This is a genomic window from Rhodococcus sp. NPDC078407, from assembly GCF_044542515.1.
Classification (GTDB): domain Bacteria; phylum Actinomycetota; class Actinomycetes; order Mycobacteriales; family Mycobacteriaceae; genus Rhodococcoides.
This window is the reverse complement of sequence record NZ_JBITUQ010000032.1, coordinates 1-12213: the sequence shown is the minus strand read 5'-3', so window position 1 is coordinate 12213 and position 12213 is coordinate 1. Positions and strand designations below refer to the sequence as shown.

The following is a 12213-nucleotide window of genomic DNA, read 5'->3' as shown; positions in this document are numbered from 1 at the left end:
AACACCGCTCGACCCCGTACATACGACCCAACCGAAGGACTTTCACTGTGAGAATCACCCGACCGCTTCGCCTCGGTGTCGCCATCGCCGCTCTGTCCATCGTTGCCACCGCCTGCGGCGGCGGAGAAGAAGCCCGCACCATCTCGACCAGCGCCGAGTCCGGCAACCTCATCGTCGGCATCAAGTTCGATCAGCCCGGTCTCGGTCTTCGTAACCCCGACGGCACCTACAGCGGATTCGACGTCGAGGTGGCCAAGTACGTCGCCGGTCAGCTCGGCGTCGACGAGGCGAACATCGAGTTCAAGGAATCCCCTTCGGCCCAGCGCGAGACTCTGATCGAGAACGGTGAGGTCGACTACATCGTCGCCACCTACTCGATCACCGATACCCGCAAGGAGAAGGTCGGCTTCGCCGGACCGTACTTCGTGGCGGGTCAGTCTCTACTGGTGAGCCAGGACAACACCGACATCACCGGTGCCGACTCGCTCGAGGGCAAGCGTCTGTGCTCGGTCACCGGCTCCACACCCGCACAGAACATCGCCGACGAGTACCCGGGCGTGCAGCTCCAGCCGTTCGACACCTACTCCGCCTGTGTCGAGGCCCTGCGCAACGGCACTGTCGATGCGGTGACGACGGACGACATCATTCTCGCCGGCTACGCCGCGCAGTCTCCCGGACAGTTCAAGGTCGTCGGCGAGCCCTTCACCACCGAGAACTACGGCATCGGCCTGAACAAGGACGACACAGAGGGACGCAACCAGATCAACGACGCCATCGAAGAAATGGTGTCGAGTGGCGCATGGGAGCAAGCCTTCAACGACACCGTCGGGGCTTCGGGCTACCCGCTTCCCGCCGAGCCCACAGTCGACCGTTACTGATCGACTCCTCTCGTCGTGTTCCGCATGCCACTGCGTGCGGAACACGACGAGTCGATCTCGCTGACCGTGAGGATCAACAAGCACCGTGAACCTATTGAGCAAGTACGGCGATCAACTGATCGACGCGTTTCTGTCGACCATCTATCTGACGTTGGCGTCCCTCGTGGGTGCGTTGGTCATCGGGACGATCATCGCGGCGATGAGGGTCTCACCCATCCCGATCGCCCGCGGCATAGCCGCGACGTACGTCACCATTTTTCGTAATACCCCGTTGACCCTGATCATCCTGTTCACCTCGTTCGGCCTGTACCAGACCATGGGTGTCTCGCTCGCGTCGGAAACATCATCGACGTTTCTCGACGACAACAACTTTCGGTTGGCGATCCTCGGTCTGAGTGTCTACACCGCGTCGTTCGTGGCCGAATCCCTCCGGTCGGGAATCAACACGGTCCCGGTCGGTCAGGCCGAGGCCGGCCGATCGCTGGGCATGACGTTCACGCAGAACATCTCCATCGTCGTTCTGCCGCAGGCATTTCGAGCCGTGGTCGGCCCTCTCGGCAGCGTGGTGATCGCCCTGACGAAGAACACGACCATCGCATCGGTCATCGGCGTCGCCGAGGCATCGTTCCTGATGAAGAACATGATCGAGAACGAGGCAGCGATCTTCGTGGTCGGCGGCATCTTCGCGCTCGGCTTCATGCTCTTGACGCTCCCGACCGGGTTGCTGTTCGGGTATATCAGCAAGCGATTGGCGGTGTCCTGATGAGTGACGCAGTAGCAGTTCTGTACGACGTTCCGGGCCCGAAAGCGGTTCTCCGATACCGCATCCTGACCGTGGTCGTTGCAGTCATCTCGCTGGGAATTGCATTCCTGATCTACCGGGCACTCGACTCCAAGGGGCAGTTGACCGCGGAGAAGTGGGACCCGTTCCTCGAATCGACCACGTGGACTACGTATCTACTGCCCGGCATCCAGGGCACGTTGGTGGCGGCGGCCCTGTCGATCGTGTTCGCTTTGATTCTCGGTGCCGTACTCGGTATCGGCAGGTTGTCCGATCACCGAGTCGTCCGGGTGATCAGCGGTACGTTCGTCGAGGTGTTCCGCGCCGTTCCGGTGCTGATCCTGATGATCTTCCTGTACGCCGTGTACGCCGATTACGAGGTCTTCAAGGTCAAGTATCTGGCGTTGGCTGCAGTGGTCACAGGCCTGACGCTGTACAACGGTTCGGTCATCGCGGAAATCGTTCGCGCCGGTGTCAATTCGCTACCCAAGGGCCAGCGTGAGGCCGCGTCGGCTCTGGGCATGCGCAAGAGCCAGGTCATGCTCCTGGTCCTACTCCCCCAGGCCGTCACCGCGATGTTGCCTGCGATCATCTCGCAGATGGTGGTGGCGCTGAAGGACTCGGCGCTCGGCTACGTCATCGGTTACGTCGAGGTCGTCCGTTCCGGCCAGCAGGTGGGCGCGTTCTACAGCAACTATCTGCCGTCCTTGGTGATCGTCGCCGTCATCATGATCATCATCAACTCGGCGTTGACGAAGTTGGCAACCGTAGTCGAACGTCGCCTGCGTTCCCGTAAGCGCAAGGGCGGCAAGACCGATGTGGTGCCGGCTCTCGACGGTGGCCAGGCAGCCTGACCTTCGGCCGGCTGACACGTCGGGCAAACCGTGAACGAGTAAGGCCCGCAACACCGATGGTGTTGCGGGCCTTACTGTTTCTCGACGGACCCGGCTCGAGGTGGACGATCACATCGAGTCGGGGCCGTCGAAGTCTTCGGTATCGGCACCTGCGCGGTCGAGCTGTTCTTTGACCACCGCGAACGACATTCCCTGCGAGTAGCCGCGGCGGGCCAGCATGCCGACCAGTTTGCGCACTACTTTGTCTCGCTCCGCACGTGCGTCTGGACCACTCGGGTCCGGTAGCTGCAGAGTGCGAAATTTCTTTCGCACCAGCTCGGCGGCACGCCGGCGTTCGTCGTCGGCGTCGATCAGATCGAGTGCGTTGACAGCGAGTTCGTTGCTCACGCCTTTGTTGCGTAGTTCCATGCTCAGAGCGCGTTTGCCCTTGCCGGAGTATGTGTGCCGGGATCGGACCCACTGGTGCGCAAATGATTCGTCGTCGACCAGTTTGGCCTTCTCCAGCCGGTCGAGAACAGCGTTCGCGATCTCTGCAGTGAAACCCTTCTTGGCCAGGCTCGCTTCGAGTTCGTGCCTGCTACGTGCTCGGTCGGTCAGCAGCCGAAGGCAGACATCTTTTGCCTGCGCCTCGGTGCCGCCGCTTTCGTCTCGCTGCTGCACAGCGACAACAGGTTAGAAGTCGACCGGAGCAGCTGCGGGCTCCTCTGCGGTGACGTCCGCGCCGATCTGCAGCTTCTCCATGATCTTCTTCTCGATCTCGTCCCGCACGTCGGGATTCTCGAGCATGAACTTGCGGGCGTTTTCCTTGCCCTGGCCGAGCTGATCGCCTTCGTAGGTGAACCAGGAGCCCGACTTGCGGATGAAGCCGTGCTCGACGCCCATGTCTATCAACGAGCCTTCGCGGCTGATGCCCTTGCCGTAGATGATGTCGAACTCGGCCTGCTTGAACGGCGGCGCGACCTTGTTCTTGACGACCTTCACCCGGGTGCGGTTACCGATGGCCTCGGTTCCGTCCTTCAGGGTTTCGATACGACGGATGTCGAGGCGCACCGAAGCGTAGAACTTCAATGCCTTACCACCGGTGGTGGTTTCGGGTGAACCGAACATCACGCCGATCTTTTCGCGCAGCTGGTTGATGAAGATCACGGTGGTACCGGAGTTGCTCATCGCACCGGTGATCTTTCGGAGCGCCTGACTCATCAGACGCGCCTGCAGACCCACGTGGCTGTCACCCATCTCACCTTCGATCTCGGCGCGAGGTACCAGTGCAGCCACCGAGTCGACCACGAGAATGTCGAGGGCACCGGATCGGATCAGCATGTCGGCGATCTCGAGGGCCTGTTCACCGGTGTCGGGCTGCGAGACCAGCAACGCGTCGGTGTCGACGCCCAGCTTCTTCGCATAATCGGGATCGAGTGCGTGCTCGGCATCGATGAAGGCGGCGATGCCTCCGGCCCGCTGAGCACTGGCGACCGCGTGCAGGGCGACGGTGGTCTTACCCGAGGATTCCGGACCGTAGACCTCGATGACACGTCCACGCGGCAACCCTCCGATGCCGAGTGCCACGTCGAGCGCGATCGATCCCGTGGGGATGACGGCGATGGGCTGGCGGACCTCGTCACCGAGGCGCATCACCGAACCCTTACCGAAGTTCTTGTCGATCTGCGCAAGCGCGAGATCGAGTGCTTTGTCGCGATCGTATGCAGCCATCGTGAGCTCCCTGTGTCGTGTCGTTCAGCTGTGTCGTGTCGATCAGCTTTGTCGTCGGTAACGCTAGAACGGGGTACCGACAAGAAGTTCTCGAGACCGATCAGCAACCGTTGGAATCAGCATAGGGGAACACGTGTTCGAGTCAACTACCGTCGCTGCCGACACGCCGAGAGACTCGGACGACCGACGAGTTACCAGCGTTCCTTGGGCACATCGAACTCGTAACAGATCGAGCGCCACACTTCACGAGGATCCACACCGTCTTCGATGGCCTGCGCTCCGGTTCGCCCGATGCCGGACAGCACATGATCGGCCAGCAGGGAGTTTCCACGAACGGAGCCGAACTCCTCGGTGAGCAGTTCACGAAATTCGGTCAGACGCACGATGACAACCCTAACGCCCTGTCCCTCGCGTGCTCCGAGCGAGGACCTCATGGCACACCGACACCGGATCCTCGACCGATGTCGCGCCGGACGCCGCCGTCGCTGCAGCCCGAGCGAATCGTGGATCACCGAGAACGTCGGCCACCGCGTCGGCGATCGAGGTCGCCGTAGGCGGTCGAACGATCACCGCGCTCCCCTGCCGCGCGGCCCGATTCGCCAGTTCCCACTGATCACCGCCACCGGGCACGGTCACCACCGGCACTCCGTGCACGAGCGCTTTGGCCAACATGCCGTGGCCACCCCCGCACACCACCACATCGGCGCGTCGTAGAAGTTCGTCCTGACGACCGAGGCCCGCAGTCGCCCAGTTCGGCAACACATCGGGGCCTCCATCGAGAACCGACGCCACGACGCGAAGTCCGCTGCCGTCCAACCCTTTCAGGGCCATCTCCAGCATCCCCTCCGCACCGGTGAACGCAGTGGACGGTGCGACCATGACCAGCGGCGCGTTGCCATCGGGTGCGTCGAGTACGTCGTCGGTCGGCTCCCACAGCAGAGGTCCGACCACATGGGCATCGTCCGGCCAGTCGGGTCGCTCCACTTCGAGCGCGGGAATGGTCGCGATCAAGCGGGCCGCCGGGCCGGGATCACTGGCCGGCAACCCGATGCTCGTCCGGGCGCGGGAGCGCTGAGTTCGTCCCTGTGCGATGGAGCGAGCCGTCAGCGCGCGCATCACGGTGTCGCGGAGCCGGCCCCGAAACCCGGTTCCCGGCGCCAGCCCACTGCCGATCGGTGGCAGCCCTCGTGAAGGCGAGTACAAGGGGTGAGGCGACAGTTCGATCCACGGGATTCCAAGCCGCTCGGCCGCCATGCCGCCCCCTGCGGTCAGGATGTCCGACACCACCAGATCGACGTTCTCGGCTTCGAGATCCGCTAGCAATTCTGCCGAGACGAACGCCGCCCGTGAATGGATGCGTTGTCCGGCGTCCAGGTCGTCGTCTTCCGGTCGCGGTGCCAGGCCGCCCAGGGGAAGAGCTCGCAGCCCTGCGGAACGGGCGTCGGACACCCACCGACTTCCGGTGAACAGGACCGGTTCGTCCCCGGCCTGGCGAAACAACAGAGACAGGGCAATAGCCGGAAATGCATGCCCCGGATCAGGCCCGGCCACCACTGCTACTCGCACCGACCCAGCGTGCCACACCGGACCGGACGAGCCCGACGCATGTCTTCGATCACCGCGACCGGCAGCGCGCTCGCGTCACGAACTCCGAGGACGCAGATAGGCGTCGACCGCGTACGCCATCTGGCGCATCACCTCGGTACCGGGGAGGCGCTCGGAGACCATCTCGGCCGACTGGACCGCCGACTGCACCATCAGCAGCAACATCGTTGCCAACGTGGCGGGGTCTCCTGCGCGAATCGACGAATCGCGCTGTCCCACAACGATCAACGACGAGAGGGTGTCGATGATCAATGCCTGGCTGGTACCGAGCCGGTGCAGGATGTACGTGGCAAGAACATCGGAATCGGAACGCAGAATCTTCACGAACAGCGGATGGACTCTGATTCGATCCGCAGCCTCGCCCACGGCGGTGACAATCTGCTCGCGCCCGGATGCGGTCGATTCGAAGCGAGGAATGACCGCGCTGATCTCGCGAGTGAGCAGACTGGACACCACTGCCCGAGTATCGGGCCATCGACGGTAGACCGTCGGCCTGCTGACCTCTGCTCGCCGGGCGATCTCGGCAAGTGTCGTACGCCGAACACCATGCTCGAGAATGCAGGATCGGGCCGCGTCGAGAACGGTGTCCTCGATCGACTTCTCGGGCGTATTCGTGGACGATGCCGCCTCTACGGACTGAGTCGAGACAGAACTCGACACCGGCTGCTCGGTCACGTGCCACCCTTCACGATATGGACCAAGGAACTGTAACGCGGGTAAAGCCAAGCGATTTCGTTACTGTACCTCACAGCTTCGGCCACATTGGGAACGAACATCACCGACAGCGTGCATCGGCAATCTACGCCGATGCCGGTCGACGGGAAACAGCAGCGCTCACCGACACGGCGATCGCCGACCTGGCAAGCTGATCGACGTGACCGACGAATCCGGACGATCATGACCCGATCGGTGACAGTGCTGACCAATCCCGCGGCCGGTGGCGGGCGGGCAGGACACACCGGTCGACGCGCGGTGGCCCGACTCCGCGAGCGCGCACTCGACGTCACGGCCATCGAAGGGCGCACCCCCGGAGACGCGTTGGCGTTGTTGAACAAAGCCGTCGACAGCGGAACCGACGCCGTGATCGCGGTCGGTGGCGACGGTATGGCCAATCTCGTACTGCAGGTACTCGCCGGCACCGACACCCCGATGGGCCTCATACCTGCGGGCACCGGAAACGATCTGGCGCGCGTTCTGGGGATACCCCTCGACGATCCGGTACGAGCAGCTGACCTCGTTGTCGACGACATCACGCGATCGATCGATCTGGGTCGTAGCGGGGACCGGTGGTTCGCAACTGTCCTGTCGAGTGGTTTCGATTCCCTGGTCACCGAAAGAGCCGGTCGACTTCGGTGGTTCCGTGGGCCCCTGCGTTACAACGCCGCGATGATCATGCAGATGGCCAGGCTCGAAAAGTATTCGTACGTCATGGAATTGGACGACGCCGAAATTCGGATCGACGCCACTCTGGTCGCGATCGGGAACGGCAGCTGTTACGGCGGCGGAATGGCGGTCTGTCCGACGGCTCGGGTGGACGACGATCTGCTCGACATCACCGTCGTTCCAGGGGTCAGTCGAACCCGACTGCTCAGGATGTCGCCGACTCTGTACCGGGGAACGCACATCGATCTCCCGGAGGTCGATACCTACACCTCGAAGCGGGTCACCCTGCGGTGCGACGGGATGGTCGCATATGCGGACGGTGAACGCATCGGTGAACTACCGGTCACGGTTCGGTCGGTACCACGTGCACTACGGGTGTTCGTCGACCGGAACCACCCACCACGGGGGTGACGGATGCCGGGGTCAGAACTTCATCGACGCCCGGTTGTCGCCGGAGGCGATCGCCTTGTACAGCCAAACCAGCCCCAGTACTATCGCACCGGCGACGACCAGCCAGAACACACCCTTGATGATGGTGCCCAGTAGCGCGAGCGCGATCCAGATCAGAACGATGAATGCCAGTACTTTCCAGAACATGAGGAACTCCAACCGCGTCTCCGCGCACCGTGTCGTGTCGCATACATCGATCTTGGCACCGGCGCGCTCCGAGCACATCGGGGTGAACCCTGAAATGCGTCAGCGGTGCCGCGCCCGGATCCGGTCGATTTCGGTGAGTGCCTCGGCCCATCCCTGCAGTCGGTCGGTGGCCGACTCGAGTTCTCGGCGGTGGTTGTCCACGATCGTCGTCGACGAGAATCCAGCTGGTCCAGCCATCCGTGCTGCGGCCGCGACGAGTTGTTCGTACTGGTCGACTCCGGCCGCGAGATCTGCTGCAGCCGAATCTATCCCACTGCGCAGGTGCTCACGCGTGGCGACGCTGGCTGCACCGGCCCGTTCCAGAGCAGCGATGTCGACGGCGACACCTTCGAGGCCGTGCACAGCTTCCGAGGCGACACCGATCGTCTCTTCCACCTCGGCGGTTCCGATCGTCTCCGATCGCGCCAGTATTCCCAGCAGCTCGAACAGACTCTTCTCGGCACCGGCCAACCGAGCCATCGGCTCGAATGCGGCAGACCCCCGCTGCGGCAACACGCGCTTGGCCGGCATCCCCACGGGTACCGGCTGAAACCGCAGTCGGCGTAAACGGGCGACCGCGAACACCGCCGGAACGGCCATGAGTGCGGCACTTCCGCTGCCGGCGTACAACGACCACTCCGGTGCGGACAGCACGGCAAGCCCTACTGTTCCCGCAGCGGTCGTGGTGGAGGCGGCACCGAAGCGGATGCCTCGCCGCCTGGCTCGACGAATCTTCTTCAAATGTTTGACACGAGGATCTTTTCGACGGCCGGCAGCATCGAACACCGACTTACCGACACTGCGCGCGGACTCCGCCAGCGACCTGACCACCGCACCGGACTCTGCGACTGCTGCAGTGATGGACTCACGATCGAGCGAAACGGCCGGCCGCTTGCGCGACCGGCCGAATTCGTGTTCTTTCCTACCCATACCGAGACCGTTGTCAGTCGACAGCCGTATCGGCCACGACGATCACGCCTGAGCCGGGGGCTCGGGCGTGGCGTTCGGGGACTTGGCGATCGAGGGCTTGGCCGCGGAGTCGCCGGACGGCAACGAGTCGCCTGCCATCGACGCTCGTATCTGCTCGAGCCGACTGTGACCCGCCATCTGCACCGAAGCCTGCTGGACCTCGAGCATGCGACCCGAGACGGTGTTCTGAGCCAGCTCCGCCGAACCGAGAGCATCGGCGTAACGGCGTTCGATCTTGTCTCGAACGGCATCCAAGCTGGGCGTGTTGCCCGGGGCGGACAGCGTGGTGTCCATGGACCGCAGCGATTCGCTGACCTTCTCCTGCATCTTCGCCTGCTCGAGCTGGCTGAGCAGCTTCGTACGCTCGGCGACCTTCGACTGCAGAGCCATCGCGTTCTGCTCGACGGCCTTCTTGGCCTGCGTGGCGGCCTGCAGAGACTGATCGTGCAGGACCTTGAGATCTTCGACGCTCTGCTCCGCGGTCACCAATTGGGCGGCGAACGCCTCGGCGGCGTTGGTGTACTGCGTGGCTTTCTCGACGTCACCTGCGGTGTTCGCCTGATCGGCCAGCGTCACCGCCTGCCGAGCGTTCGCGTTGAGCTTCTCGACCTCGTCCAGTTGCCGGCTGAGCTTCATCTCGAGCTGACGCTGGTTACCGATGACGGACGCGGCCTGCTGAGACAGAGCCTGATGCTGCCGCTGCGCGTCCTCGATCGCCTGCTGAATCTGAACCTTGGGGTCGGCCTTCTCGTCGATCTTGGAATTGAAGAGCGCCATCATGTATTTCCAGGCCTTGACGAAAGGATTAGCCATGGGGTGGTCCTGCCTCCATCTGTTGCGCCGCGGTGGCCGCGTACGGGTCGGCTGCTCTCGCAGTGACCGAAATGAACCTGTCGGTACTTGTCCGTGCTGAAGAAGTCGCGTGATCGGTCTGGGTCAGGGGTCGAAGCTGCGTGCTTTCCCGATCTTAGGCGGCAGCGAGAGCTCTGGCAGCAGGTGCGGGAATCACGACTCGGGTATCGCCGTCGATCCGAGTGGCCACGGCCGCATCGTCCAGCCGAGCCGCAGCGACGGACGCGTCCGACAGCGTCACACTGACGTCGCTCATGACGTCCGCGAGCGGGACGGCGAGGGCATCGCAGATCGCGGCGAGCAGTTCGCTCGACGCCTCCTTCCGACCACGCTCGACCTCGGAGAGATACCCGAGGCTCACGCGTGCGGTGTTGGAGACTTCACGCAGGGTTCGGCTCTGTGCGACGCGAGTACGCCGCAGACTGTCGCCGAGTGCTTCACGCAATAGCAGCGCCATCTCGCTCCTCCTCGTTGGTGTCCGTACCGACGGCCGAGCCGTCGAGACGACAACGTTCTCATCTCGTTCGTCCGGAGCCGTCTGCATGTTCAACGTCTCGGTCGGTCCTATTGGTTCCCGACCCTATATGCCGGTTCGGTCCGAGACGCCTCGAAGGTCATCCGACACGGTTGCCAAGACTGTAGTCCTCCGACACTCTCACGAGGTGGACACACCTCGGCGCAGCCGAATGGCCTGCACGACGTAATCGATTCCGGTGTAGAGGGTCAGCACGACCGCCAGAGCCATCAGCGTCATCGCGACCGGATCGACCGCGCTCGGCAGCGGACACAGGTACACGCCGATCGCGAAGGTCTGCACCAGTGTCTTGACCTTTCCTCCGCGCCCGGCGGGGATGACGCCATGCCGGATGACCGCGAAGCGGACCGCGGTGATGCCGATCTCCCGCACTGCGATGACCACGGTCACCCACCAGGACAGATCTCCCAGAACCGACAGGCCGACGAGCGCGGCACCGATCAGGGCCTTGTCTGCGATGGGGTCTGCCATTTTCCCGAAATCGGTGACCAGACCGTACTTGCGTGCCACTTGGCCGTCGATGCGGTCGGTGATGGCGGCAACCGCGAAGATCGCGGTGGCCGTCAGCCGCCAGGTGGTGTCGTGGCCGTCGCCGACGAACAACGCCGCCAGGAACACCGGTACCAGTGCGATGCGGAGAACGGTCAGGACGTTGGCGATGTTGAGCAACGGCACGTCGTCCGTCGCCCCGGGAACGGCGTTGCCATGCGGCAATTCCGGGCTGCGTCCGGTCACCCCGGCGCGCGAGGCATCGCCGCTACTCGAACTACCGCTGCTCGACGGAACGCCCTGACCAGGCGCAACCGGACCGCTCATCGTCCAACTCGCGACCCGACAACGCCGAATCGGGCGGTGTGCCCGCCCTCGGGCAGCATCCACCCACCCAGACGGGGACACAGCTCGATCGACGACACACGAAAAGTTTATCGGTTGCGGTGGTGACTACTGTTCACCCCATGAGTTCTGGGACGAATCGGGCGAGTCGCGACACCACCGATACCGAATCCGGCGCACCTCTCGAGTCCGCGGACCGGCGTCCCGAGCACGACGGCACCCTCGTCGTGCGCCGCGCCAGGACATCCGACATTCCCGAGATCAAGCGGCTGATCGACATCTATGCGGGCCGCATCCTGCTCGAGAAGAACCTGGTCACACTCTACGAAGCCGTACAGGAATTCTGGATCGCGGAACGCGACGGCGAGGTCATCGGCTGCGGGGCGTTGCATGTGCTCTGGGCCGATCTAGGCGAGGTTCGTACGGTGGCAGTGGATCCCGCTGCGAAAGGTCATGGCGCTGGGCATCTGATCGTCGCCAAGCTCATCGACGTCGCACGCGATCTGGCACTGCAGAAAGTGTTCGTGTTGACGTTCGAGGTGGACTTCTTCGCTCGGCACGGGTTCGCCGAAATCGACGGAACACCCGTCACGGCCGAGGTGTACGCGGAAATGTGCCGGTCCTACGACACCGGCGTCGCAGAGTTTCTCGACCTCAGCTTCGTGAAGCCGAACACGTTGGGCAACACGCGCATGCTGCTCTCGCTCTGACAGAATTCTCCGGACACCCCTCGAATCCGGAAGTGAGCTCCATGGCCCTGATCGCCGTCACCTACACGTACTCCCCTGCGACCACCGAGGGCCGCAACACCCATCGCGCGACACACCGAGCGTGGCTGGCCGAGTTGTCGGAGCAGAAGACGCTCGTCTCCAGTGGCCCGTTCGCCGACGACAGCGGCGCGCTGCTGTTGGTCGAGGGCGCAGACGCCGCGTCAGTGGAATCACTGTTCGCGCAGGATCCGTTCGCAATCGAGAACCTGATCGAGTCGGCGTCGTTCCGCGAGTGGATTCCGGTGATGGGCACCTTCTCGTCCTGATCGATCCGCTCACCCGGCTCGCGTGAATGGACCATTGCACCGTCCAGGGCAGTTTCAAGTGATGGTTGCAACACAGCTCCTGACCTGAGGAGATGTGGAGCAGATGTCCCGACGTGTCATCCCGAACCGAGCAGAGGTAG

The 12213-nt window shown here is 63.4% G+C and carries 16 protein-coding genes; 6 read left to right on the top strand and 10 right to left on the bottom strand.

The annotated features are described in order from the left end of the window. Window positions 1-47 precede the first annotated feature (47 nt). From ACIGGF_RS23200 to ACIGGF_RS23190, 3 genes are all read left to right on the top strand, one after another. Window positions 48-878 carry a glutamate ABC transporter substrate-binding protein gene (locus ACIGGF_RS23200; protein WP_397523460.1) on the top strand — a complete coding sequence of 277 codons (831 nt, stop codon included), beginning with the start codon at window positions 48-50 and terminating at the stop codon, window positions 876-878. 85 nt (window positions 879-963) lie between these two features. Then, a complete protein-coding gene (locus ACIGGF_RS23195) occupies window positions 964-1641 on the top strand; it encodes an amino acid ABC transporter permease (protein ID WP_397523459.1) in 678 nt (225 codons plus the stop codon). Beyond that, on the top strand, window positions 1641-2513 hold the full coding sequence (locus ACIGGF_RS23190; protein ID WP_397523458.1) for an amino acid ABC transporter permease: 873 nt from the start codon (window positions 1641-1643) through the stop codon (window positions 2511-2513). The genes ACIGGF_RS23195 and ACIGGF_RS23190 overlap by 1 nt, the downstream gene beginning before the upstream one ends. A 108-nt stretch (window positions 2514-2621) precedes the next feature. Here ACIGGF_RS23190 and ACIGGF_RS23185 read toward each other — a convergent pair whose 3' ends face one another. From ACIGGF_RS23185 to ACIGGF_RS23165, 5 genes are all read right to left on the bottom strand, one after another. After that, window positions 2622-3173: a regulatory protein RecX gene (locus ACIGGF_RS23185; protein WP_397523457.1), complete on the bottom strand. Its 552-nt coding sequence runs from the start codon at window positions 3171-3173 to the stop codon at window positions 2622-2624. Between the two features lie 12 nt (window positions 3174-3185). Then, the gene (gene recA, locus ACIGGF_RS23180; protein ID WP_027496834.1) at window positions 3186-4223 is read right to left on the bottom strand and encodes a recombinase RecA; all 1038 of its coding nucleotides are present in this window, start codon (window positions 4221-4223) and stop codon (window positions 3186-3188) included. 191 nt (window positions 4224-4414) lie between these two features. Further along, on the bottom strand, window positions 4415-4606 hold the full coding sequence (locus ACIGGF_RS23175) for a DUF3046 domain-containing protein (RefSeq protein WP_027496833.1): 192 nt from the start codon (window positions 4604-4606) through the stop codon (window positions 4415-4417). 10 nt (window positions 4607-4616) lie between these two features. Then, entirely contained in the window at window positions 4617-5789 is a 1173-nt protein-coding gene (locus tag ACIGGF_RS23170) for a glycosyltransferase (protein WP_397523456.1), read from the bottom strand. Between the two features lie 75 nt (window positions 5790-5864). Then, window positions 5865-6503: a TetR/AcrR family transcriptional regulator gene (locus tag ACIGGF_RS23165; RefSeq protein WP_397523455.1), complete on the bottom strand. Its 639-nt coding sequence runs from the start codon at window positions 6501-6503 to the stop codon at window positions 5865-5867. 222 nt (window positions 6504-6725) lie between these two features. On the opposite strand from ACIGGF_RS23165, the gene ACIGGF_RS23160 reads away from it, so the two are divergent. After that, window positions 6726-7622, top strand: coding sequence for a diacylglycerol kinase (locus tag ACIGGF_RS23160; RefSeq protein ID WP_397523454.1), 897 nt, complete (start codon window positions 6726-6728; stop codon window positions 7620-7622). Between the two features lie 12 nt (window positions 7623-7634). Here the strand turns inward: ACIGGF_RS23160 and ACIGGF_RS23155 are convergent, their stop codons facing one another. The 5 genes from ACIGGF_RS23155 to pgsA form a co-directional block, all read right to left on the bottom strand. Then, entirely contained in the window at window positions 7635-7808 is a 174-nt protein-coding gene (locus ACIGGF_RS23155) for a hypothetical protein (protein WP_397523453.1), read from the bottom strand. A gap of 99 nt (window positions 7809-7907) precedes the next feature. Then, complete coding sequence (locus ACIGGF_RS23150; protein ID WP_397523452.1) at window positions 7908-8777, bottom strand: hypothetical protein; 870 nt, start codon at window positions 8775-8777, stop codon at window positions 7908-7910. Window positions 8778-8819: 42 nt separating this feature from the next. After that, a complete protein-coding gene (locus ACIGGF_RS23145) occupies window positions 8820-9629 on the bottom strand; it encodes a PspA/IM30 family protein (RefSeq protein ID WP_397523451.1) in 810 nt (269 codons plus the stop codon). Window positions 9630-9783: 154 nt separating this feature from the next. Beyond that, window positions 9784-10125 carry a helix-turn-helix domain-containing protein gene (locus ACIGGF_RS23140; RefSeq protein WP_397523450.1) on the bottom strand — a complete coding sequence of 114 codons (342 nt, stop codon included), beginning with the start codon at window positions 10123-10125 and terminating at the stop codon, window positions 9784-9786. A gap of 198 nt (window positions 10126-10323) precedes the next feature. Further along, the gene (gene pgsA / locus ACIGGF_RS23135) at window positions 10324-11019 is read right to left on the bottom strand and encodes a CDP-diacylglycerol--glycerol-3-phosphate 3-phosphatidyltransferase (RefSeq protein ID WP_397523449.1); all 696 of its coding nucleotides are present in this window, start codon (window positions 11017-11019) and stop codon (window positions 10324-10326) included. A 140-nt stretch (window positions 11020-11159) separates the two neighbouring features. On the opposite strand from pgsA, the gene ACIGGF_RS23130 reads away from it, so the two are divergent. Beyond that, window positions 11160-11747 (top strand): amino-acid N-acetyltransferase, encoded by a 588-nt coding sequence (locus ACIGGF_RS23130; protein ID WP_397523448.1) that lies wholly within the window; start codon window positions 11160-11162, stop codon window positions 11745-11747. Window positions 11748-11788: 41 nt separating this feature from the next. Beyond that, the gene (locus ACIGGF_RS23125; RefSeq protein ID WP_397523484.1) at window positions 11789-12073 is read left to right on the top strand and encodes a YciI family protein; all 285 of its coding nucleotides are present in this window, start codon (window positions 11789-11791) and stop codon (window positions 12071-12073) included. Window positions 12074-12213: the final 140 nt, after the last annotated feature.

What these genes read in the sequence shown, in the direction of transcription:
- ACIGGF_RS23145 (WP_397523451.1), bottom strand. Translation starts at nt 9,629, where the DNA reads ATGGCTAATCCTTTCGTCAAGGCCTGGAAATACATGATGGCGCTCTTC.
- ACIGGF_RS23160 (WP_397523454.1), top strand. Translation starts at nt 6,726, where the DNA reads ATGACCCGATCGGTGACAGTGCTGACCAATCCCGCGGCCGGTGGCGGG.
- ACIGGF_RS23155 (WP_397523453.1), bottom strand. Translation starts at nt 7,808, where the DNA reads ATGTTCTGGAAAGTACTGGCATTCATCGTTCTGATCTGGATCGCGCTC.
- ACIGGF_RS23130 (WP_397523448.1), top strand. Translation starts at nt 11,160, where the DNA reads ATGAGTTCTGGGACGAATCGGGCGAGTCGCGACACCACCGATACCGAA.
- ACIGGF_RS23190 (WP_397523458.1), top strand. Translation starts at nt 1,641, where the DNA reads ATGAGTGACGCAGTAGCAGTTCTGTACGACGTTCCGGGCCCGAAAGCG.
- ACIGGF_RS23140 (WP_397523450.1), bottom strand. Translation starts at nt 10,125, where the DNA reads ATGGCGCTGCTATTGCGTGAAGCACTCGGCGACAGTCTGCGGCGTACT.
- recA (WP_027496834.1), bottom strand. Translation starts at nt 4,223, where the DNA reads ATGGCTGCATACGATCGCGACAAAGCACTCGATCTCGCGCTTGCGCAG.
- pgsA (WP_397523449.1), bottom strand. Translation starts at nt 11,019, where the DNA reads ATGAGCGGTCCGGTTGCGCCTGGTCAGGGCGTTCCGTCGAGCAGCGGT.
- ACIGGF_RS23125 (WP_397523484.1), top strand. Translation starts at nt 11,789, where the DNA reads ATGGCCCTGATCGCCGTCACCTACACGTACTCCCCTGCGACCACCGAG.
- ACIGGF_RS23150 (WP_397523452.1), bottom strand. Translation starts at nt 8,777, where the DNA reads ATGGGTAGGAAAGAACACGAATTCGGCCGGTCGCGCAAGCGGCCGGCC.